Origin of the sequence: Mangrovicella endophytica (genome assembly GCF_002893625.1) — a bacterium.
GTDB lineage: Bacteria > Pseudomonadota > Alphaproteobacteria > Rhizobiales > Rhizobiaceae > Mangrovicella > Mangrovicella endophytica.
The window spans coordinates 52,664-75,543 of sequence record NZ_PKMZ01000001.1 but is presented as its reverse complement, the minus strand read 5'-3'; the positions used below and the strand labels follow the sequence as shown (position 1 = coordinate 75,543).

The 22,880-nt window shown below is 65.9% G+C and carries 20 protein-coding genes; 1 reads left to right on the top strand and 19 read right to left on the bottom strand.

Annotated features, from left to right (window positions below):
• Positions 1–86 precede the first annotated feature (86 nt).
• Positions 87–2,069 carry a hypothetical protein gene (locus C0R46_RS00335; protein ID WP_157944503.1) on the bottom strand — a complete coding sequence of 661 codons (1,983 nt, stop codon included), beginning with the start codon at positions 2,067–2,069 and terminating at the stop codon, positions 87–89.
• A gap of 55 nt (positions 2,070–2,124) precedes the next feature.
• Positions 2,125–3,417 (bottom strand): adenylosuccinate synthase, encoded by a 1,293-nt coding sequence (locus tag C0R46_RS00330; protein WP_102957604.1) that lies wholly within the window; start codon positions 3,415–3,417, stop codon positions 2,125–2,127.
• Between the two features lie 286 nt (positions 3,418–3,703).
• Between C0R46_RS00330 and C0R46_RS00325 the strand changes: the two genes are divergently transcribed.
• Positions 3,704–4,645 (top strand): DMT family transporter, encoded by a 942-nt coding sequence (locus tag C0R46_RS00325; RefSeq protein ID WP_102957603.1) that lies wholly within the window; start codon positions 3,704–3,706, stop codon positions 4,643–4,645.
• 27 nt (positions 4,646–4,672) lie between these two features.
• On the opposite strand, the gene serA is transcribed toward C0R46_RS00325, so the two are convergent.
• From serA to tolQ, 17 genes are all read right to left on the bottom strand, one after another.
• Entirely contained in the window at positions 4,673–6,265 is a 1,593-nt protein-coding gene (gene serA / locus C0R46_RS00320) for a phosphoglycerate dehydrogenase (protein WP_102957602.1), read from the bottom strand.
• A 70-nt stretch (positions 6,266–6,335) separates the two neighbouring features.
• Positions 6,336–6,788 (bottom strand): L-alanine exporter AlaE, encoded by a 453-nt coding sequence (alaE, locus tag C0R46_RS00315; protein ID WP_102957601.1) that lies wholly within the window; start codon positions 6,786–6,788, stop codon positions 6,336–6,338.
• Positions 6,789–6,822: 34 nt separating this feature from the next.
• Entirely contained in the window at positions 6,823–7,998 is a 1,176-nt protein-coding gene (locus tag C0R46_RS00310; protein WP_102957600.1) for a phosphoserine transaminase, read from the bottom strand.
• Between the two features lie 237 nt (positions 7,999–8,235).
• Entirely contained in the window at positions 8,236–8,496 is a 261-nt protein-coding gene (locus tag C0R46_RS00305; protein ID WP_102957599.1) for a hypothetical protein, read from the bottom strand.
• 309 nt (positions 8,497–8,805) lie between these two features.
• Positions 8,806–9,549, bottom strand: a complete 744-nt coding sequence (aqpZ, locus tag C0R46_RS00300; protein WP_102957598.1) for an aquaporin Z — start codon at positions 9,547–9,549, stop codon at positions 8,806–8,808.
• 184 nt (positions 9,550–9,733) lie between these two features.
• Positions 9,734–9,961, bottom strand: a complete 228-nt coding sequence (locus C0R46_RS00295) for a hypothetical protein (protein ID WP_102957597.1) — start codon at positions 9,959–9,961, stop codon at positions 9,734–9,736.
• A 209-nt stretch (positions 9,962–10,170) separates the two neighbouring features.
• The gene (locus tag C0R46_RS00290; RefSeq protein ID WP_102957596.1) at positions 10,171–10,953 is read right to left on the bottom strand and encodes an outer membrane protein; all 783 of its coding nucleotides are present in this window, start codon (positions 10,951–10,953) and stop codon (positions 10,171–10,173) included.
• A 244-nt stretch (positions 10,954–11,197) separates the two neighbouring features.
• A complete protein-coding gene (locus C0R46_RS00285) occupies positions 11,198–12,067 on the bottom strand; it encodes an outer membrane protein (RefSeq protein ID WP_102957595.1) in 870 nt (289 codons plus the stop codon).
• Between the two features lie 131 nt (positions 12,068–12,198).
• Positions 12,199–13,545 carry a phosphoglucosamine mutase gene (gene glmM / locus C0R46_RS00280; protein WP_102957594.1) on the bottom strand — a complete coding sequence of 449 codons (1,347 nt, stop codon included), beginning with the start codon at positions 13,543–13,545 and terminating at the stop codon, positions 12,199–12,201.
• A 213-nt stretch (positions 13,546–13,758) separates the two neighbouring features.
• Positions 13,759–15,690 (bottom strand): ATP-dependent zinc metalloprotease FtsH, encoded by a 1,932-nt coding sequence (gene ftsH / locus C0R46_RS00275; protein ID WP_102958533.1) that lies wholly within the window; start codon positions 15,688–15,690, stop codon positions 13,759–13,761.
• Positions 15,691–15,874: 184 nt separating this feature from the next.
• The gene (gene tilS / locus C0R46_RS00270; protein WP_102957593.1) at positions 15,875–17,206 is read right to left on the bottom strand and encodes a tRNA lysidine(34) synthetase TilS; all 1,332 of its coding nucleotides are present in this window, start codon (positions 17,204–17,206) and stop codon (positions 15,875–15,877) included.
• On the bottom strand, positions 17,206–18,198 hold the full coding sequence (gene ybgF, locus C0R46_RS00265) for a tol-pal system protein YbgF (RefSeq protein ID WP_157944502.1): 993 nt from the start codon (positions 18,196–18,198) through the stop codon (positions 17,206–17,208). Before ybgF ends, tilS begins: the two co-directional genes overlap by 1 nt.
• 193 nt (positions 18,199–18,391) lie before the next feature.
• The gene (gene pal, locus C0R46_RS00260; protein WP_102957591.1) at positions 18,392–18,931 is read right to left on the bottom strand and encodes a peptidoglycan-associated lipoprotein Pal; all 540 of its coding nucleotides are present in this window, start codon (positions 18,929–18,931) and stop codon (positions 18,392–18,394) included.
• 200 nt (positions 18,932–19,131) lie between these two features.
• Positions 19,132–20,406, bottom strand: a complete 1,275-nt coding sequence (gene tolB, locus C0R46_RS00255; RefSeq protein WP_245413413.1) for a Tol-Pal system beta propeller repeat protein TolB — start codon at positions 20,404–20,406, stop codon at positions 19,132–19,134.
• An 89-nt stretch (positions 20,407–20,495) separates the two neighbouring features.
• The gene (tolA, locus tag C0R46_RS00250; protein ID WP_102957589.1) at positions 20,496–21,614 is read right to left on the bottom strand and encodes a cell envelope integrity protein TolA; all 1,119 of its coding nucleotides are present in this window, start codon (positions 21,612–21,614) and stop codon (positions 20,496–20,498) included.
• 10 nt (positions 21,615–21,624) lie between these two features.
• A complete protein-coding gene (gene tolR / locus C0R46_RS00245) occupies positions 21,625–22,077 on the bottom strand; it encodes a protein TolR (protein WP_102957588.1) in 453 nt (150 codons plus the stop codon).
• Between the two features lie 89 nt (positions 22,078–22,166).
• Positions 22,167–22,880 carry a protein TolQ gene (gene tolQ, locus C0R46_RS00240; protein ID WP_102958532.1) on the bottom strand — a complete coding sequence of 238 codons (714 nt, stop codon included), beginning with the start codon at positions 22,878–22,880 and terminating at the stop codon, positions 22,167–22,169.

The window sequence follows — 22,880 nt, the reverse complement described above, 5'->3', positions numbered from 1 at the left end:
GGCCCGGCTTCACCAAGCCGGGCCTTCTTCGTTTCAGTTCATCACGGCTACCGGATCGTCCTCGGCCCGGTCTCTGCGTGCCATGATCAGGTCTTCGCGGCCCAGGCGTCCATGGCCTGCTTGAAGGCGCGCTCGCCCGGAATGCCCTTTTCGATGGACATCAAGGCCCTGCGGCCCGTCGCGTAGGCGACCGGGATATCGATCCACTTCTCGTTGCTCAGGAGCGCCAGATTGCTCTGCGTCGCCTGCTCCAGATTGTTGAGCGCGATGATGAAGAAGCCGTCCGAGATCTTGCCGGCCACGCCGATCAGCGGCTCACCCCTTGCCTGCTCCGTCGGTTTCAGCGCCAGACGCTGAACATTCGCAACCTGCCCGCCGCTGAAGCCGGGCGGCACTTCGAACTGCAGCTCGATGACGTGGCTCGCCGGCAGCGTCGGATCCGCGTTGCGCCGGATGGTCATCGTCATCTTCAGATTGTCCTCCGGGACGTCCGCGACGGCACGGATTGCCGGCTCCGCCGGCTGTCCGTCGGCGGGCGGCTCGTTGACGACGCTCCACACGACGTTGCCGCTCTGCTGCGTACCGGGTTCGGTGTCGGATCGCTCCTCGTAGAAGACGGCCTTCTGGCCAACGGCGAGATTGCCGGCATTCTCGGTCGCCGACGTTGCCGGTGCCGTTCCGGACGCAGGCGGTGTTGCCGTCTCGGTCGGCGTCTGCGGCGGTGTCCCGGCGTCAGCAGGCGGCGTCTCGCCGCCGACCGTCGTCGGGTTCTGGCCGATCTGGCTCTCGACCGTGGTTTCCGGGCTCGCGCCCGGCTGTGGCTCGGCCGGCGGCGAGGCGGCGGCGATGTTGGTACCTTCCTCGAAGGCATTGGCGTTGCCCGCGCCCGGACCCTCGTCGACCTCGGTGCCGTCCGGCAGCAGCCGCTGCGTGAAGCGGCGTGTCGACGGCGTCTGCCCGCCCGGCGTGGACGTGCCACCGTCGGGCGCGGCAGCGCCCGGCGTATTGCCGGTGCCGGTCGACGGCTGCGACGGCAGAGCGGCAACCTCGCTTTCGCCGTCTTCGTCATCCGGCTGTGCCGCAGGCGTTCCCTGCGTTGCACCGGTGCCCTGCGAAGTCGGCGTCGTTGCCGGCTGCTGGTTGGTCGCGGTCTGGCGCGAATTGATGCTGCTTGGATCGACCAGCGTTGACTGGATTACGTCGCGATAGGTCCAGCCGAGCGCAGCCGCACCACCGAGCAGGAGCGCAGCCCCAATGCCCGTGAGGATCGGCGCCAGGCGCCGCTTCTTGGCAGCACGACGCGGCGGCGCATAGCGCGGCCCTTCGAGATCGGCCTCCGGAATGCCGTCCAGCCCGAGATTGGAGGCTTCGTCCCGCCGCTCACCGGCCGGGGCATAGTAGCCTTCGTCCGGCGCCTGATCTTGGCCCCCGTCGCGCTCGTGATCCTCAATCGCGGCATGGTCATGCTCGCGCGGCACCACGAACGGAGCCTCGATCTGCGGGCGTGCCGCATCGTCGGGTTCAGCCGCGCGTGCCGGGAACTCCGGTGTTTCGGACGGCTCGAACGGACGGGCGGGTGGCTCGTCCACGGCAGGCTGGGGCTCGGGCGGGCGCGTGCGCATCTGCGGCGCGGATGGCGCTGCAGGCCGCTGCGGAACGATCGGCTCCGGCTGCACGGGCGGCTCGGCCTGTCGGTCCCGCGGGGTCTCGACGGGCCGTGTCGCAGGGGGCCAGGATGGAGCAGAGACCTTCGGCGGCTCTGCCGCCTGCCGCGGTGCCGGCGCGGGAGGGGCCGGAGGCGGAGGAGGCGCTGCCGGCTCGTCCTCCAGCATGGAGGCCTGACGCGCGGCCTCTTCGAGCGAGAGGTAGTGATCCTCCGTGCGCTCGATCGCATCCTCCAGCGCCGATCGGCGCGCCGCCACAACCGCATCCGAGAGCGGCGGATTGGCAGCCTCGATCTGGCGGGTTATCGCGGCGCGCGCCTTCTCATAGACCTTGGCGCGCAACTGTGGTGTCGCGCGCGGCAGCCCGTCGATTGTCTTACGCAGTACGGCGCTCAAATCCGCCATGGATCGCAGCCATTCACCTGTATTGAAGTGCGCCGTTCAGTGCTGGCGCACGAACCTAATCTTGAAACGGATCGCGAACAAGTATCGTGTCTTCGCGCTCCGGCGAGGTTGACAGAAGCGTGACGGGGGCGCCGACCAGCTCCTCTATGTGTCTGACATATTTGATCGCCTGCGCCGGCAGGTCGCTCCAACGGCGGGCACCGCGCGTCGTTTCGCGCCAGCCTTCAAAGGTCTCGTAAACCGGCTCGGCGCGGCGTTGATCGGCAAGGCTCGCCGGCAGATAGTCGATGACCTTGCCGTCGAGCCGATAGCCGACGCCGACCTTGATCTCGTCGAGACCGTCGAGAACGTCGAGCTTGGTCAGTGCAAGCCCGTGGATGCCGTTCACCGCAACCGCCTGGCGCACCAGCACGGCGTCGAACCAGCCGCAGCGGCGCTTGCGGCCCGTGACGGTGCCGAACTCGTGGCCGGCTTCGCCGAGGAACTGCCCAACCTCGTTGTCCTGCTCGGTCGGGAACGGCCCCTCCCCGACGCGGGTCGTGTAGGCCTTGGTAATGCCGAGCACGAAGCCGATGGAGGACGGACCGAGTCCGGACCCGGCCGCCGCCTGTCCCGCCACCGTGTTGGACGAGGTGACGAAGGGATAGGTGCCATGGTCGATATCGAGAAGCGTGCCCTGCGCGCCCTCGAAGAGGATGCGCTCGCCGGCCTTGCGGCGCTCGTCGAGCAGACGCCAGACACGGTCGATATATGGCGTGATCTCGGCGGCGACCGAAGTCAGCTCCTCCAGAATGGCCGCAGGATCGATCTCCGCCTGGCCAAGGCCGCGGCGAAGCGGGTTGTGATGCGCCAGCAGGCGCTCGATGCGCTCCGGCAGCACGTCGACATTGGCAAGGTCCATGACCCGGATGGCGCGGCGGCCGACCTTGTCCTCATAGGCCGGGCCGATGCCGCGGCCGGTCGTGCCGATCTTCGTGCCGGTGCTCGACGTCTCGCGGATCGCGTCGAGTTCGCGGTGGACCGACAGGATCAGCGCGGCATTGTCGGCGATTCGCAGCGACTGCGGGCTGATCTCGACACCTTGCGCAGCAAGGCGGCCCTTCTCGGCGACGAAGGCATGCGGATCGAAGACGACACCGTTGCCGATCACAGAGAGCTTGCCCTGGCGCACGACGCCGGAGGGCATCAGCGAGAGCTTGTAGGAGACACCGTCGACGACCAGCGTATGGCCGGCATTGTGGCCGCCCTGAAAGCGCACGACGACATCGGCGCGTTCCGACAGCCAGTCGACGATCTTGCCTTTACCCTCGTCTCCCCACTGCGAGCCAATGACGACGACGTTGCCCATGCAGTCTCCTTGCGGGCGTCCGCCCTGATCTCGACGCAAGTCGACCGGATTATAGAAGACGGCGCTGTTGCGCGCGATTCGCCGGCCGCGATCGTTCCTGCGCGCTTGTCGCGGAACGCAGCCTTTTCGGCAACAGCCGCATCGAATGCAAGCCCGGCAATGTTGGTGCCCAGCGATCGTGATCGACATCTGCGGCACTTCGCCCTTCCCGTGCCGGACCAAGCTCTGCTAGCAGCGGCTCATATCTCCCATGAGCATCATGCTCTCGCCCCGCTCAGGAGAGCCGATGCGCCGCACCTTTTCCCACCCTTATGTCGCCCTCGCCCTGACCGCGCTGTTCTGGGGCGGCAACTCCGTGGCGGGCAAGCTGTCGGTGCCGCACATCTCGCCGATGATCCTGACGCTCTTGCGCTGGGGGCTTGCCGCAGCGCTTCTGACGCCCTTCGCCTGGCCGCACCTCAAGCGCGACTGGCCGGCGATCCGGCCCCGCCTTCCCGTCCTGCTTCTTCTCGGTGCGATCGGCTTCAGCGGCTTTAACGGGGTGATGTACGTCGCCCTGCACTACACCTCGGCGATCAACTCGATGCTGGAACAGGCCAGCATGCCGCTCTTCGTCTTCCTCGGCAGCTTCCTGCTCTTCGGCGCGCGGGCGAGCGGCTTCCAGATCGCCGGCTTCCTCATCACCGCGCTGGGCGTCGCTATCACCGCCTCGCACGGCAACCTTGCCTCGCTCGTGGCGCTCGACCTCAATCGCGGCGATGCGATCATGATGATCGCAGTCGTGCTTTATGCCGCCTATACGCTCGGTCTGCGCTACAAGCCGAAGATCCACTGGCTGTCGGCGGCGGCCGCTCTCAGCTACGGCGCCTTCGCCGCTGCCATTCCGATGGCACTCGCGGAACATGCGATGGGCCTGTCGCGCTGGCCAGACGGGTTCGGCATTGCCGTTGTCGTCTATACCGCCGTCTTCGCCTCCATCATCGCACAGAGCTTCTACATCTACGGCGTGGAGGCGATCGGCGCCAACCGCGCCAACATCTTCGTCAATCTTATCCCGGTGTTCGGCGCCGTCCTCGCGGTTTCGGCCGGCGAGGTGCTCTACCTCTACCACGTGCTGGCGCTCGGCCTCGTCCTCGTCGGTATCTGGTTGGCGGAGCGCCGGCAGGTGAAAATAGAAACGGCGCCTCGCGTGAACGAGGCGCCGTCGCAGGAGAAGCGAGCCGGGTGACGCCGGCTCGAGGGTTCGCCGATCAGCTCAGACGTCGAACGTCATCTGCTTGGCCTGGCCGATGGCATTGAGACCGCGGATCTCGTCCAGGAACGCCTCGGACAGCGGCTGGTCGAGGTAGAGCAACGCGATGGCGTTGCCGCCTTCGACGTCACGGCCAAGATGGAAGTTGGCGATGTTGATGCCAGCCTTGCCGAAGGCGGTGCCGAGCTGGCCGATGACGCCCGGAACGTCCTTGTTGGCGGTGTAGAGCATGTGGCGGCCGACCTCGGCCTCCATGTTGATGCCCTTGATCTGGATGAAGCGCGGCTTGCCGTCGGAAAAGCAGGTACCGGCGACCGAACGCGTCTGCTTGGCGGTCTTTACCGTCAGGCGAATATAGCCGTCGAAGACGCCGGTCTTGTCGCGCCGAACCTCGGAAACGACCATGCCGCGCTCTTTGGCCATGACCGGCGCCGAGACCATGTTGACCGAGGAGACCAGCGGCGTCAGCAAGCCCGCCAGCGCCGCGCTGGTCAGCGCCCGCGTGTTCATGCCCGCCGGTGCGCCGTCGAAGAGGATTTCGACCTCGGAGATCGCCTCCTCCGTCGCCTGGCCCGCGAAGCTGCCGAGGATCTCGGCGAGCTTGATGTAAGGCGTCAGGATCGGCGCTTCTTCGGCCGTGATCGAGGGCATGTTGATGGCGTTCGAGACGGCGCCGTTGACGAGGTAGTCCGCCATCTGCTCGGCGACCTGCAGCGCCACGTTCTCCTGCGCCTCAGTGGTCGAGGCGCCGAGATGCGGTGTGCAGACGACGTTCTCCAGATGGAAGAGCGGCGACTCGGTCGCCGGCTCGGTCTCGAAGACGTCGATGCCGGCACCGGCGACCTTGCCCGACTTCAGGGCCTCGACAAGGTCCTTCTCGACGATCAGGCCGCCGCGCGCGCAGTTGATGATGCGCACGCCGTCTTTCATCGTGGCGATTGCCGCTGCATCGATGATGTTGCGCGTCTTGTCGGTCAGCGGCGTGTGCAGCGTAATGAAGTCAGAGCGCTTGAAGAGTTCGTCGAGCTCGACCTTCTCGACGCCCAGCTGCGCGGCGCGCTCCGCCGACAGGAACGGATCGAAGGCGATGACCTTCATCTTCAGGCCGACGCCGCGCGAGGCGACGATCGAGCCGATATTGCCGCAGCCGATGACGCCGAGCACCTTGCCGGTGATCTCGACGCCCATGAAGCGGTTCTTCTCCCATTTGCCGGCGCGCGTGGACTCGTCGGCCGCCGGCAGCTGGCGCGCCAGGGCGAACATCATCGCAACCGCATGCTCGGCCGTGGTGATCGAATTGCCGAAGGGCGTGTTCATGACGATCACGCCGCGCCGCGAGGCGGCGGGGATGTCGACATTGTCGACGCCGATGCCGGCGCGGCCGATCACCTTCAGCCGCGGCGCAGCCTCGATCAGCTTCTCCGTAACCTTGGTCGCCGAGCGGATGGCGAGGCCGTCATACTGGCCGATGATCTCGAGGAGCTTGTCCTTGTCCTTGCCGAGATCGGGAAGGTAGTCGACCTCGACGCCGCGATCCTTGAAGATCTGCACGGCGGTCGGAGACAGCTTGTCGGATACGAGAACGCGGGGTGCCATGACGGCCTCCTTGTAACGGGCGGAGCGCTCGGCTCCGGGATGAGAACGAAAGGATGGAGGTCCCCGGCGATCAGCCGCCGAGCGACATGGGCTTCTGTCCCTGCCCTTCGAGGCCGAAGCGCCGACGGACGAATTGGAGCCAGAGGCCGTAAGGACGGCCGAGAACCAGCATCAGAACCGCGAAGCTTGCGGCACCTCGCAGCGCGGCGGACAGATCCGCGCCGCCGGCCAGGATGATCGCGAGGTAGATCGGCACCTGGAACAGCAGCAGCGCCAGCCCGTCCGAGAGGAGAGTCCCCCACCCAGTCGAGGGATGCAGCCGCTCCAGGAACCAGCTCCGCCAGAGGCCGTAAGGTCTGGCTGTCAGGACCATCAGCAGCGCGCCGAGGGAACGCGACACCAGGACCTCGTTCCAGGCCATGCCTGCGACGAAACGCTCGTTCAGGCCGCTGGTCACCGTGAAGAACAGGATGAGAGCGATCGTGTCGGCGAGGAAGCTGCGGACCCTGTCTGACAGGCCCATCACGTCCCCCGCCCCGCCACTGGTGACCCGCTCGTCAGGCCGCCTTGGCCAGGGTCGTCTTGGCGGCCTCGTAGGCGTAGGCGAGCCAGGGCATCAGCGCCTCGACATCGCTCGTCTCCACCGTCGCGCCGCACCAGATGCGCAGGCCCGGAGGGGCATCGCGATAGGCGCCCGAGTCGAGGGCGACGCCCTCCTTCTCAAGCAGACCCGCTACATCCTTGGCGAACGCCGCCTGCGCATCGGCCGAGAGGGCGACAATGGCGGGATCGGTGAAGGCAAGGCAGACGGAGGTGTTGGAGCGGGTCTCGGCTCGCGTGGCCAGGAAGTCGATCCAGCTGTTTTCGGCGACGAAGCGCTCGATGACGGCGAGGTTGCGGTCGGCACGGGCCTTCAGCGCGACGAGGCCACCGATCTCTTTCGCCCAGTTCAGCGCATCGAGATAATCCTCGACGCAGAGCATCGAGGGCGTGTTGATCGTCTCGCCCTTGAAGATGCCTTCGATCAGCTTGCCGCCGCTCGTCAGGCGGAAGATCTTCGGCAGCGGCCAGGCGGGCTTGTAGGTCAGGAGCCGTTCGACGGCGCGAGGGCTGAGGATCAGCATGCCGTGCGCGGCTTCACCGCCAAGCACCTTCTGCCAGGAGAAGGTCACGACATCGAGCTTGTCGTAGGGCAGATCCTGCGCGAAGGCGGCCGAGGTCGCGTCGCAGATCGTCAGACCCTTGCGGTCGGCCGGGATCGCATCGCCATTCGGCACACGCACGCCGGAGGTCGTGCCGTTCCAGGTGAAGACGACGTCGCGGTCGAAATCGACATCCGAAAAGTCGACGATCTCGCCATAAGGTGCCTCAAGGGCGCGCACGTCGGGAAGCTTCAGCTGCTTGACGGCGTCCGTCACCCAGCCGGAGCCGAAGGACTCCCAAGCGAGGCAGTCGACGCCGCGCTCCCCGAGCAGCGACCACATGGCCATCTCGACCGCGCCCGTGTCGGAGGCGGGAACGATGCCGATGCGGTAGTCGGCGGGAACGCCGAGGATGTCGCGGGTGTCGTCGATCGCCTTGGCGAGCTTGCTCTTGCCGAGCTTGGCGCGGTGCGAGCGTCCGAGCGCCGCATCCTTCAGCGCCTCGAGCGACCAGCCGGGTCGCTTCGCACAAGGGCCGGACGAGAATTGGGGGTTTGCCGGACGCACGTCCGGCTTGGCGAGAATTATCATCGCTGGCTATCCTTACAGATAGTAAGCCTCTCGTTGGGGAGAGGTGTCCCGCTGCGGCATATACGGGAATGCGCGCATAGGCGCAAGCGCTGCGATGTTCATCAAGCCTTCGATCATCGAGATCGCGCTGCACGTGGCAGCCGGAGCGGTCGAAACGGACTGACCGCCTCGCCACCACCGGCGTGCCGAGATCTAAGATCCAACTGCGATCGCAGTTAAGCGCGCTTGAACCGGATGCTAAGCTCCTGTGCGGGGTGATGGCGCTGCGATGCCGCCGCTTTCATCCTCGCCTTCGCGATAGTCGGGCGACAGTCCACCGTCCGGAAGCTTGCTCTGCTCGCGCTGCGTCTTTTCGGTCTCGGTCTCGCCGGACGGGTCGTGCTCGGTGGCGACCTTCGACCCGTCCTTGCGGTACTCGGTGCCGTCCTTGGTCGTCTTGCCGATATCGGACATCGTGTCTTCCTCCATGCCTGTCACCGAGGAAGCTTCGGCGTCCACTTCGGTTCCGTCCGCAGGCGCGGGGAAGACCGAGCCGGCATAGGCATCCAGACATCAAAAAGGCGTCTCATCCGACTTCGCTGGAGGCCAGTGGTCGAGCGGAGAACGACGGATGCCGGATAACGATCTCTACACGAAGGAGCGCAAGCGCACTTCGACCGGCGTCTGCTTCGTGTTCTTCGTCGCCGTCATCCTGATGGTCGGCGTCGTGATCTACATGCAGATGACGTGAGGCGGCCGGCGGCCACCTCCCCTCGCCTTCGCCAGTGGTGCCGCAATCTGCGTCGCGACACCGGGAGTGATTGGCGTTCAGGCGCGGCTGCCGCGCTCTTCCACCACGATCGTGTCGATGATGCCAACGGGCTCGTAGAGCCAGCGGGCAAAGAAGCCTGCGACCATCGCACCGGCGATCGGCGCCAGCCAGAACAGCCAGAGCTGGCCGATATACTCGCCACCGGCGAACAGCGCCGGTCCGGTGCTGCGTGCTGGATTGACCGAGGTGTTGGTCACCGGGATCGAGATCAGATGGATAAGGACGAGGGCGAAGCCGATCGGGATGCCGGCAAAACCGGTGGCAGCGCCCTTGGAGGTCGTGCCGATGATGATGAAGAGGAAGAAGAAGGTCGTCAGGAACTCGGTGACGAGGCAGGCCGCAAGGCCGAACTTGTTCGGGCTGAGTTCGCCATAGCCGTTCGAGGCAAAACCGCCGGCGACCCAATCCGCCTTACCTGACGCGATGGCGTAGAGCGCAGCGGCGGCAACGATGGCGCCGACGACCTGCGCAACGATGTAAGGAAGGACATGCTTGTCGGCGCAGCGGCCGGCCGACCAGAGCCCCAGCGTGACGGCCGGATTGAAGTGGCCGCCGGAGATATGGCCGACGGCATAGGCCATCGTCAGTACCGTCAGGCCGAAGGCGAGCGAGACGCCGAGGAAGCCGATCCCGAGCTCCGGGAACGCCGCAGACAGGACGGCCGCACCGCAGCCGCCAAAGGTCAGCCAGAAGGTTCCGAAGAACTCGGCAACCGTCCGGCGCATCGTATCGTGATCCATTTCATCTCCCCCTGAAGTCGCACACGCTGAAGGCGACCTTGCCTGCAGTGCTCAACCGCCATATCGGGGAGATGACCATTTGTCACCTAAGGGAAGATCTCGACCCACAGCATGCTGAAGGCTTGCATCCTTGATGCCGACACAGATGCCCAGGGTGCTGCAGCCGGATGGCTCTCGGGCGGGGTCAGTCCGCGTCGTGCTCGCGGCGCCAGCGCCGCGAGCGCAGACGAGGCGCGATGAACTTCGCGATCGGCCAGGCCAGAACGAAGGAGAGGACCACGACGATAGGGAGCGCGATCTTCCAGGATTCCTGCAGGCTCGGGAAGCTGAGGATCGCGATCGCTCCGATGCCGAAGAGCACGGCGTTGACCAGGCCGTAAAGGACATGGGAAATGGCGGTGTTCGTCTTCATTCGAGCTCCGGTCGCTAAATGCAGCCTCCTGCTCTTAAGAGATGTCTTGCCGGCCGCCTTTGATCTGGATCATGGTTCTCGCACGCGCCATGTCAGTCCTCCAGCTTGCGCATGGCGGCGGCTTTGCTGGGCTCCCGCTCCTTCCTGACAAAAAAGGCGGAGCCCTGCCCCGCCTTCATCTGTCCGCCCCCAAAGGAGATCGTCTGATCCTACCAGAGGGAGTAGCGCAGCCCGACCTGAACCGTGTGCCGGTCGAACCCATCGTCCTCGACCGTGGCGCCGACTGAACCCGGGCCGACATCCGCCTGATAGGAAAACGTCTTGCCACCTTCAGTGCTGACGAAGCGATAGCCGGCGTCGAGCTTGAGATCGGCGGTCAGGTCATAAGAGACACCCGCCATCAGGGCATAGGCAAAGCGCCAGTCGCTGTTGGAGGACGTCTCCTGATTGTCCAGGAGGTTGCAGTCGATCGTGCCGGATGCGCATTCGGCCGAGAACTTGGTGTGCACGGCGCCGGCGCCGGCGCCGACATATGGCGTGAAGCCCGCGAAGGTGCCGAGGTCGGCATAGACGTTCGTCATGAGTTCCCAGGCCTCCACTTCGGAGGACAGGCCGATCGCGTCACCCTCAAGGCCATCGACGTCCTTCTCCCAGCGGCTCGCCGTGAGATCGCCGCGGAGGAAGTCGGTGAAACGGTAACCGAAGCCGACCCCGAATGCGAAGCCGTCCTTTAGGTCGAGTCCATCCTCGCCTTCACCGATCACGATGGGACCTGTCGTTCCGTCGTCAGCGAAGACGCTGTAGCTGGTGTCGAGATCGGACTTCATGTCGTAGGAGACGTCGCCGCGGATGTACCAGCCATTGCCGATCTCGACGGGCTGCAGCTCCGGCGCATCCTGATAGATCATCGGTGCGTCGAGGATGTCGGCGGCTCGTGCGGCAACTGTACCGAAGGCCGTCAAGATCAGGAGGGACGCTGCAATCGCTTTCATGGCCTCAAATCCTGTTGCGCCGGCTTGCATGAACAGCGGCGGATTTCAGCCATTGTTAACGATAAGGCTTAAGCGAGCGTTAACCACGACCTCGTCCTCAGCTCGCGGCTCCAGCGGTCAGCTCCATGCAAGCTGCAGCCTGCCGGGTCCGAGGATGCCCTGACGCAGAAAAGCCGCCGTGCAGGGCACGACGGCTTTTGAATGCAGAAGGCAGTGCGGCGAGAACGGCCCGCCGCAGGCTTTATCAGAAGAACTCGTAACGCAGGCCGGCGCGGATCGCATGGATGTCGAAGCCGTGGTCGCGCGTCTGGACGCCGCTGGCGCCGGTCTCGCGGTCCGGTCCGTCATAGCCGAAGGCATCGCCCTCGTTGATGCGGGTATACTTGTAGCCGGCATCGAGCTTCAGCTGGTCCGTCAGGTCGAAGGTCGCACCCGCCATCAGCGAGGATGCGAAGCGCCAGGACGTCTCGCCGCCGTGCTCGCCGATATAGATGTCGGTCTGGTTGCCGCAGGGCTCGCCGTTGCACGAGATGACGTTGTGCAGGTCGTCGTACTTCACATAGGCAAAGCCGGCGCCGGCGCCGACATAGGGCGTGATGATGCCGTAGTGGCCGATGTCGACATAGGCGTTTGCCATCGTCGTCCAGACCGTGGCCTTGGAGCTGTCGTCATAGCGGCAGTCGTTGTCCACCGGATCCAGCAGATAGCCGGTTTCGACCAGGTAGCCGCACTGGCTGGAGCCCTTCACGTCGGTGCGGAAGTAGTCGACCGTCAGGTCGGCGCGCACGAAGTCGTTGAAGCGGTAGCCGGCGCCCACGCCGAAGCTCGCCGTGTTCTTCAGTTCGAAGGAGTCGTAGAACTCGCGGTTGTCGATGCCCTGCGTGTAAGTCGGATTGCCGCCGAGCGGACCCGGATTCCAGAAATTGTAGTCGCCCGAGGTCTTGGACTTGAAGACGTAGCCGACGTCGCCGCGGATGTACCAGCCGGAATAGTCCGGCTTCTCCGGAAGCGGCTCGACGATGTCGATGGGCTCTTCGATGATGTCAGCGGCCCAGCCGGCCGCCGGCGTCAGAACGGTGGTGCCAAGTACGGCCAGGATCAAAAGCCGGTTCATTTCCATATCTCCAGAGCAGGGTTGGAAGCAGTCGCGGCTTTAGACCCGCCACGATGGAGATACTGAACATTAATGATTAACGCATGGTTTACGCTAACGACTTATTTGCCATATCCATTGACCATGAGGTTCTAAGCCGCGACCTGACGCAGCGCTCCGATGATGTCGTCGACAACCGTCGTGACCAGGTCGGCGTCGTCTCCCTCGGCCATGACGCGGATCAGCGGCTCCGTCCCCGAGGGCCGGATCACGAGGCGGCCGCTGTTGCCGAGGCGCTGTCGGCCGTGGCTGATCGCATCCTGCACCTTTTCCTTCTCGAGCGGCGCACCGCCGGAGAAGCGGATGTTCTTCAGAACCTGCGGCACCGGTTCGAAGCGGCGGCAGACCTCCGAAACCGTGCCGCCCTGCTTCTTGACGACCGACAGCACCTGGAGGGCTGATACGAGCCCATCGCCGGTGGTGCCGAAGTCCGACAGAACGATGTGACCGGACTGCTCGCCGCCGACATTGTAGCCGTGCTCGCGCATGTGCTCGACGACGTAGCGGTCGCCGACCTTGGTGCGCGCCAGCTGGATGTTGCGGGCGCCGAGATAACGCTCCAGCCCGAGGTTCGACATGATGGTCGCGACGACGCCGCCGGCGGCGAGGCGGCCGTCATCGGCCCAGGCATCGGCGATCACGGCCATGATCTGGTCGCCATCGACGATATCGCCGTGCTCGTCGACGATCAGCACCCGGTCGGCGTCACCATCGAGTGCGATGCCGATGTCGGCGCGCACCTCCCTCACCTTCGCGACCAGCGCTGCGGGCTGCGTCGAGCCGCAGCCGCGATTGATGTTGGTGCCGTCCGGCTCGACACCGAGCTTGACGATCTCCGCACCGAGTTCCCACAGGACAGCCGGCGCCGCCTTGTAGGCCGCGCCATTGGCGCAATCGATCGCCACCCGGACGCCCTCAAGCGACAGCTCCTTCGGCAGCGTGCGCTTGGCGAACTCGACATAGCGCTCGTTGACGCCGTCGATGCGCTTGGCTCGTCCGATCGTCTCGCCGCTGGCGAGCCGGGCCGACAGATCCTCATCGAGAAGTTGCTCGATCTTCAGCTCCCATTCGTCCGACAGCTTGTAGCCGTCAGGGCCGAAGAGCTTGATGCCGTTGTCATCGAAGGGATTGTGCGAGGCCGAGATCATCACGCCGATATCGGCGCGCAGCGAGCGCGTCAGCATCGCGACGGCGGGTGTCGGCATCGGCCCGAGCAGGAACACATCCATGCCGGCCGCGGTGAAGCCCGCCACCATGGCGTTCTCGATCATGTAGCCCGATAGCCGCGTATCCTTGCCGATGACGACACGATGCCGGTAGTTGCCCCGCCGAAACGCGATGCCGGCGGCCATGCCGACCTTCATCGCCACCTCCGCCGTCATCGGATGCCGGTTGGCCGTACCGCGGATGCCGTCGGTGCCGAAGTACTGTCTGCTCATCGATGATCCTCGTCGGGGCTGCGGACGCGTACGGCCGGGACGTTACTGAAGAAAGTAAAAAAGTGTGTCACCTTGCCACAGCAGGCGATTAGATGCCGACGATGCTGCGGGGAATCGGCATCGACGTGATCAAAGACAGCGCGGGCATAGTCTCTGCATGAAAAAGGCGGCCCGGTGTGGCCGCCTTTTGTAGTTTACGACGTCGCTGACGGATCAAACCGAGGGCTGGGGCTCCAGCCCGCCTTCCGACTTGTCGTCGCGAGGCTTGGCGGGTCCTGCCTTCGGCACGGCCGAACCACGGCTCGGCGGCGTGTCGTCGCCCATATCGCGCGACAGCGGACGGCCGGCGATCAGATCACGGACTTCATCGCCCGACAGCGTCTCGTATTCGAGCAGACCCTTGGCGACGACATGGAGTTCCTCGATGTGCTCGTTGAGGATCCGCCGCGCCTTGTTCTCGGCCGTCTCGATGATGCCGCGCACCTCGGAGTCGATCAGCCGCGCCGTCTCCTCCGACATGTTCTGCTGCTGCGCGACGGAATGGCCGAGGAAGATCTCCTCCTGGTTCTGCCGGTAGCGCAGGCGGCCGAGCTTGTCGCTCATGCCGTATTCCATGACCATCGCACGGGCCATGTTGGTGGCCTGCTGGATATCGTTGGAGGCGCCGGTGGTGACGTTGTCAAGGCCGTAGATGATCTCCTCGGCCGCGCGGCCACCGAAGATCATGGCGAGCCGCGCCTCCATCTCGTTCTTGCGCATGCCGTAGCGGTCACGCTCCGGCAGGTTCATGGTCACGCCGAGCGCACGCCCGCGCGGAATGATCGTCACCTTGTGCAGCGGGTCGTTGAACGGCTCGTGGATGCCGACGAGAGCGTGTCCCGCCTCGTGATAGGCGGTCAGCCGCTTCTCTTCCTCGGTCATGGCCATGGAGCGCCGCTCGGCACCCATCATCACCTTGTCCTTGGCGTCTTCGAATTCGAGCATGGTGACGAGCCGCTTAGCGCGGCGCGCCGCCATCAGCGCCGCCTCGTTGACGAGGTTGGCGAGATCGGCGCCAGAGAAGCCGGGCGTTCCGCGGGCGATCGTCTTCAGATCGACGTTCGGCGCGAGCGGCACATTGCGCACATGCACCTTCAGGATCTTCTCGCGGCCGCCGACATCCGGGTTCGGCACCATCACCTGGCGGTCGAAGCGGCCCGGACGCAGCAGCGCGGGATCGAGCACGTCGGGGCGGTTGGTCGCGGCGATGAGGATGATGCCCTCATTGGCCTCGAAGCCGTCCATCTCGACCAGAAGCTGGTTCAGCGTCTGCTCGCGCTCGTCGTTGCCGCCGCCAAGCCCGGCGCCGCGATGGCGGCCGACCGCGTCGATCTCGTCGATGAAGATGATGCAGGGGCTGTTCTTCTTGGCCTGCTCGAACATGTCGCGCACGCGGGACGCGCCGACGCCGACGAACATCTCGACGAAGTCTGAGCCCGAAATGGTGAAGAACGGCACGTTGGCCTCACCCGCGACGGAGCGGGCGAGCAGCGTCTTACCGGTGCCCGGAGGGCCAACGAGAAGCACGCCGCGGGGGATCTTGCCGCCGAGACGCTGGAACTTCTGCGGCTCGCGCAGAAACTCGACGATTTCTTCGAGGTCCTGCTTGGCCTCGTCGACGCCGGCGACGTCCTGGAAGGTGACGCGTCCGTGCGCCTCGGTCAGGAGCTTGGCCTTGGACTTGCCGAATCCCATCGCCTTGCCGCCGGCCCCGCCCTGCATCTGGCGCATCAGGAAGATCCAGACGCCCAGGATGAGGAGGATCGGACCGAATGACAGCAGCATCGACCAGATCGGGTTCGAGTTGTCGCTGGGCGCGCTGGCGTTGATCTGGATGCTCTTGCCCTCCAGACGCTTCACGAGGTCCGGATCGTTCGGCGCGTAGGTCTGGAAGGGGCTCGCGGCATCCGTGTAGCTGCCGCTGATGCGCGGGCCCTGGATCGTCACCGACCGAACACGACCGGAATCGACGTCGGCCAGAAACTGCGAATAGGGGATCTCGCGGGCGCCGGCGGTCTGCGAACCATTGGAGAAGAGCTGGAACAGCGCGATGAGCAACAGCGCGATGATCGCCCAAAGTGCAAAATTGCGGAAGTTCTGGTTCATCATCAGTCCTGGGATTCGCGCGGGGAACCGACCGGGCGCTTTTGCCGAAGATAGGGTGCGGGCTGGTGGTTGCCAACCGCTTCCGGCGTTTTCCCGCTCACTACGACGCCGGGGAGTTAATGCTTCGACGCGCAGGATGGTCCCAGACTAAGGCGCTGCTGCGGCTAGGGCATTTCTAGCCGATTCAGGCAGGCGGAAGATCGGCCTGGAGTCGCCAGCTGACCCGCTCGCGGAGACGAAGCGCGGCGGTGCGGTCGCCCAACTTTTCCAACAGGTTGGGATGAGCGGCCAACAGGTGGCCGTCGCCCTTCAGGACAACCGGCAGGGTGCGCTGCAGATGGTTTCCGCGACCGAGCAAACCAAAGGCGATGAGGCGTCCTGGCTCGCCGCCGGCCAAGTCTATGTCGAAGCGGCCGTCGAAGACGACGCGGCGAGCGCCCGCCGGCAGCTCGATGGCTGCGAGGCCGCTGCGGCCATATTCGCGGGCGAAGCAAATCGTACTCCCTGCCCGTATCACGGCTCCGCCGAGGCTTGCCCCCGATACGGCGGCACGTCCGGCCAGGCGCGCCGCTAGACGCACGAGCGACGATGCGTCCGGCGGGTAATCGGCTCCGGCGCTCGCCTGCACCGCGCGACGCAGAAACAAGAACTGCAGGTCGGTCTCGAGCGCAGAGAAAGCCTCCCGATCGATCCGCACGACGCCGTCAGTGCCGACGCTCAACTTTCCACGCCCGCGTAGCGCGCCGATCGCCTCGGCGAGGCCGACCTCCAGCTGCCGGCGGCGATCCTGATGAGTGGCGATCTGCCGCAGGATCACCGCCCGATCATGCCGCCCTTCGGCAAGATCGCGGCGCAGCCGGGCGCGGGCATAGCGGCGATCGGCGTTCGACGGGTCCTCGATCGCCGTCAGGTTGGCGGCTGCGACGGCTTCGCGCAACCTCGCCTTCGGCACGTCGAGGAACGGGCGCAGAAGGGTCACGCCGGGCGTCAGCGCCCGCCTCTCCCGCATGCCGGCGAGCCCGATGCTGCCGGCGCCGCGCGCGGCGGCCAGAAGATGCGTTTCAACTTGGTCGTCCTGGTGATGCGCGGTAATGACCACCGCGGCGCCGGTCTCTTCGGCCGCCTGGGTCAAAAGGCGGTAGCGGGCGGCGCGGGCGGCGGCAGGGATACCGGAAGCCGGCTTGGCGCCTGTCCACGCCACTGTACGATGGGAGAAGCCGAGGGCGGCGGCATAGCGGGCGACGAGGGCCGCTTCGGCCGCCGATTCCGGCCGCAGCCGATGATCCACGGTGACGACCTGAACGCGGAAACCGGAAGCGCCCACAGCGGATGCAGCGAGGGATGCGGCAATCATCAGCGCGAGGGAGTCAGGACCGCCGGAGACGGCGAGGATGGCCGTCGCGCCATGGCTGCCGATGAAGGGGTTCAGCGCATCGCGCAGGCGTCGCGCGAGATCGTCTGTTGGAGCGCAAAGCTCAGCCGGATGGCCGGGGCCAGGGCAGGCAGAGCCAGCCATCAGCAATTGGCGGACGTGCGCTCCTGTTGCAGCTTCTTCTTCACATTGGCGGACATCTTGGGGTAGCGCTTGGCGACTTCCGCATAGGTCACACAGGCCGTCTCGCGGTTGTCGAGCTTGGCCAGCGACATGCCGAGCTTCAGCATCATTTCCGGGGCCTTGGCGCTCTGCGGATGCTGCTTCTGGGCGTTGAGGAAGACCTCGGCCGCGTCCGTATATTTCTGCTGCGCGAACAGGCTCTCGCCGAGCCAGTATTTGGCGTCAGGGACGTCGGTCGCGTCGGGATAGGTCTGGGCATACTGGCGGAAGGCATCCTCGGCCAGCTTGTAGTCGCCGGCGAGGAGATAGTTATAGGCGAGGTCGTACATGCCGCCCTGCCCTTCCGGCGTGATCGACGCGACGGTGCCGGAGGCGGCGGGTGGCGTTGCAGCGGCCGGCGGTGCAGCCGGCGCATTGCCGTTGCCGAGCCCGCTGGTGTCAAGGCCCGAACCCAGGATCGCGCCGATCTCGTCCTCTGCCGGGGCTCCGCCGGGCGCTGCCGGCGGCGTCGCCGATGCCGGGGGCTGGGCGCTTGCGACCGAGGTACCGCCGGCCGGAGACGCAGCTCCACCCGTTGCGGGCGCCGACGGGGTGCCGGCGTCGGTCCGCTTGCCGCTGCCGGCGCCGCCGCTGCCGGATCCTTCAAGTTCCTGGAAACGGAACTCGAAATCCTCCTGCTGCTTGCGGATCTGCTCCTGCATCTGCAGCAGCTGGAACGACAGCTCCTCGACCTTGCCGGTCAGTCGACGGATTTCTTCCTCGAGCTGGCTGATGCGAACCGTTGCGTCAGCCCCCTGCGCCAGAAGAACGGGCGGCTCCGCCTCGCGACGCTCCGCCTGCGCGGCCGGGTGGCGCTCCCCGAGGCCGAAGCCGAGATTCAGGGCCCCGGCGCTTTGCGGCGCAGCCATCAGCGCCGCCGCGGCGACAAGAAGCGCCATCGATCTGTTTTTCATTCGCCGCAGTTCCCTCTCATGCCGGCCGGAGATGCAAGGCGCGGCGCGAGAGACTCCCTGCCTCGTGCCGTGCGGACCGCCTCTTACCATGGAAGCGGGAGTTCGGCCAAAATGCGGCTTTTGGCGGAAGCTGCAAAGCAAAAGGGCGGCCCGATGGACCGCCCTTTTTCGAAACCCGGAGATCTCGGCTGGATCAGCTGCCGGCGCCGTTCAGCACGGTGACGGCACGACGGTTCTGCGACCAGCAGGAGATGTCGTCGCAGACGGCGACCGGACGCTCCTTGCCGTAGGAGATCGTGCGCATGCGGTTGCTCGGAACGCCCTGCTGCGCGAGGTAGTCGCGGGTTGCCGCCGCGCGGCGAGCGCCGAGCGCGATGTTGTATTCGCGCGTGCCGCGCTCGTCAGCATGACCCTCGACGGTGATCGAGTAGTTGGGATACTGGTTCAGCCACTGGGCCTGCCGGGTCAGCGTCTGCTGGGCATCGGCGCGGATCGACGAAGAGTCGGTGTCGAAGAAGATGCGGTCGCCGACATTGACGGTGAAGTCCTGCGCGGTGCCCGGCGCGGCGTTGCCGCGTCCATAGCCGCCAGCGCCACCGGCGCCGCCGAGACCGAGCTCGCTGGCATTGTCCGGCAGACCGTTCTTGTTCTTGTTGGCGCAGGCCGAAACGGCGAGTGCCGCGACGAGCGCGAGAGCGATACGGCTATGTGCCCCTAGTGCGATCCGGCGCATGGCCAGCTCCTTCAATTGCGGTGGTTTCCGTTACCGCCCGTTTACCGCAAACGAAGTTAAAACCTCGTCAACGCCGTGATCGGCGGCCCTGTGCATCGCCTGCCCCGCTTGCGGCGGAATTGAGTCCTCAGCATGGCGGCGCCGCCATGCCAAAGCCCTTATCTATCAGGGCCGCCTTGCGCAGCCCTGACCATTTCTTGCTATTCGAGCGACGGCGACCAGGCGGGATCGGACGCATAGCTCGGCGTGCCGATCTTCTGCTCGTTACGGCCGGTCAGGTCGATCGAGTAGAGCTGCGGCCCGCCGCTGCCCTGCGCATCGCGGAAAAACATCAGCACGCGGCCGTTGGGCGCCCAGGTCGGCCCCTCGTTGTGGAAGCCAGAGGTCAGGATGCGCTCGCCCGAGCCGTCCGGGCGCATGACGCCGATCTGGAACTGCCCGCCCGACTGCTTGGTAAAGGCGATGAGGTCGCCGCGCGGCGACCAGACCGGCGTCGAATACGAGCCGTCGCCGAAGGAGATGCGGGTCTGCCCGCTGCCGTCGGCATTCATCACGTAGAGCTGCGGCCGTCCGCCGCGGTCGGACTCGAACACGATCCGCTGCCCGTCCGGCGAGTAGCAGGGCGAGGTGTCGATCGCCGCCGTGTTGGTCAGCCGCGTCGTCGCACGCGAGCGCAGGTCCATGGCGTAGATGTTGGAGTTGGCCTCCTGCTGGAGGCTCATGATCACCTTCTGACCGTCCGGCGAGAAGCGCGGTGAGAAGGTCATGCCGGGGAAGTTGCCGACGACTTCGCGCTGCCCGGTCTCGAGTTGCAGCAGGTAGACGCGCGGCTCGGCATTGCCGAAGGACATGTAGGTGACTTCCTGCCGGTTCGGCGAGAAGCGCGGCGTCAGCACGAGGTCGCCGCCCTTCGTCAGGTAGCGCACATTGGCGCCGTCCTGGTCCATGATGGCGAGGCGCTTGACCCGCTGGCTCTTGGATCCCGTCTCGTCGACATAGACGACGCGCGTGTCGAAATAGCCCTTCTCGCCAGTCAGCCGCTCATAGATCGCGTCGGCGATGATATGGGCGACGCGGCGCCAGTTCTCGGGATTGGCATAGAACTGCTGACCGTCGAGCTGCTGGCCGGCGAACGTGTCCCAGAGCCGGAACTCGACGCGCAGACGGCCGTCGGCTTCCGGCGAGACGCGCCCGGAGACGAGCGCCTGGGCGTTGATCACCGTCCAGTCGGCGAAATTCGGGGTGGCGTCCGGGCTGAGGTCCTTCTGGATGAAGGCAGCCGGATCGATCGGCGCGAAGAGGCCCGAACGCTTCAGATCGGCGGTCACGACCGCCGAGATCTTGGCACCGATGCCATCGCGCGACTGGAAGTCGCCGATCGCGATCGGCAGCGGCTGCACGTTGCCCTTGGTGACGTCCAGCTCGATGACGGCGAGCGCCGGCGACGCGGCGACCAGAGCGCCGCCGGTCGCCATCAGGACGGCCGCAGCCAACGTCTTGCAGGTCTTCATCATATCGATTTGGCCTTGTTCAGGTCGGATGCGTCGGATCGCAAGCCCATGGGTCAGGCGTTGCCCATGTCTTCCGGATCGAAGTTGACTTTGAACGTGTCCCAGCCTTCGCCATTGTTGGACGGGAGCTGGAACCCTTCACTGTTGCACTTGCGCACGGCGCGCAGGGCGCTTTCATCGAAGGCCCGGTTGCCGCTCGAAGAGTCGACGCTCGGGCTGCCCTCGAGGTGGCCATCCGGCGTCAGGTTGAACGTCACCACGGTGCGCAGGCCCTCCTCGCTTTCGAGGCCCGCCGGACGCTGCCAGCAGCCGTTCAGCTGCTCGCTCAGCGCATCCTTCTCGCCACGCGACAGCGTCGCGCCGGTGGTCTTCTTGGAGCCGAGCGAGGCCGTCTCGGTCGAGCGCTTGGCGCCGCCGCCAGCCGCCTTCTGCTTGTTGATGACGGCCGCCGCCATTGCCTCGAAATCGGTCTGCGAATCCGGAGCGTCCTCCTGCGAGGTCTCTGGCTTCTTCTTGGTGCTCGGTTTGTCGGCGGGCTTCTTCGGCGTCTCCGGCTTGGCCTCGGCAACCTGCGTGGGCTTGGGCGCCTTCGGCTTCAGCTGCGGCACGGGCACGTTCTTCGGCGCCGGGTCCGGCTCCTTCGGGGCCTCCTTCACCGGCTCCTTCTCGGCCGCGGCGATCGCTTCGGCCAGAGGATCGATCTCGGGCGTCGGCTCCTTCGGTGCCTCGGGCTTGGCGGTTTCCTTCGGCGGCTCCGGCGTCGGCTCCGGCTGCTTGGGCGGCGGCGGCACCTCGGCCACCTCCTGCGGCTTCTCGGCCGGCTGCGGCTCGGCTTCGGGGCGCGCCGAAGGCTTCGGCGCACCGGTCTGCGGCGTCTGGTTGCGCGTCTTGTCGGGCGTCGGCGGCGTCGGCAGGTCGGTTTCGTTGTCGCCGACGTTCTGCGCCTCCATCGGCAGCGTCTGCGGCCGGGTCGTCGGTTTCGGCGCCGGCTTCTCGGTGATCGGCGCTTCCTTCTCGCCCTGAACGCCCTGGAAGTTCTCCGACATCACGATCTCGACCGGAAGCGCCTCGGAGTAGGACACATCGAGGGGCTCGGGCGACGACAACGACCACAGTCCCCAGGTGAGGACCGCGGTGTGAAGGACGGTGGATGTGACGACGCCCGCTTTCATGACCGTCAGATCAGCTTGTGGTGTCCTGGTCCGTGATCAGACCGATATTGGTGAAGCCGGCAGCCGAAATCCGCGCCATGACCTGCATGACGCTGCCATAGTCCGCAGCCTTGTCGGCCTTGACGAAGATGCGCTCCGAGTAGCCCGTCTTGGCGATCTCGGTCAGCTTGGCGACGATCTCCTCGGCCGGATACTCCTGATCCTGGATGAAGACGCCGCCGCCGGACTGCACCGACACGGTGATCGGCTGCGTCTCGGAGTTCAGCGCCTTCGCCTGCGTCTTCGGCAGCTCCAGCGGCACGCCCACGGTCAGCATCGGCGCCGCCACCATGAAGATGATCAGCAGCACCAGCATCACGTCGACCATCGGCGTGACGTTGATCTCGCTCATCGGGCGGCGACGGCCACCGCGACCGCGGCCGCGGCGTGACCCACCTCCGGATGTTGCTACACCCATGCCCATCTGGTCGATCCTTCATGATCCCATACGGGATCGGTTGCCGAGAAGCCCGCCGCCGTCTCCGGCGCGGGCGTCATGTCTCGTTTCGGCGCTCAGCGCGCCGGCAGCTTCTCGTCGATCTGGCGCGACAGGATGGCGGAGAACTCGTCGGCGAAAGCCTCGAGCCGCATGCCGAGCTTGCCCGCATCGGCCGACAGCTTGTTGTACGCGATAACGGCCGGGATGGCGGCGACGAGACCGATCGCGGTCGCCAGCAGCGCCTCGGCGATGCCGGGCGCGACGACGGCGAGGTTCGTCGACTTCGAGCCGGCAATCGCCTGGAACGAGGTCATGATGCCGACCACGGTGCCGAACAGGCCAACGAATGGCGCGGCCGAGCCGACGGTCGCGAGGAAGCCGAGGCGCGACTCCAGATCGTCCATCTCGCGGGCGATCGTGACATCCATCGCCTTCTCGATGCGGGTATGGAGACCGATCGGGGAACGGGCGCCCTTCTCGAAGGACTTCTTCCACTCGCGCATGGCAGCGACGAAGAGCGCGCCCATGCCCGACGTGCGGCGCTCGGCGAGCGTGTGGTAGAGCTCCTCCAGCGACTGGCCGGACCAGAAATTGCTCTCGAAGTTATTCAGCTGGCGACGGAAACGGCCATAGCGCATCGTCTTGTCGATGATGATTGCCCAGGTCCAGACCGAGGCAATCAGCAGGCCCATCATCACCAGCTTGACGATGAAGGATGCCTGCCAGAACAGATCCCACAGCGAAACCGATGCGCTATGTGCCGCCAGCGAATCCTGCACGACTTCCAT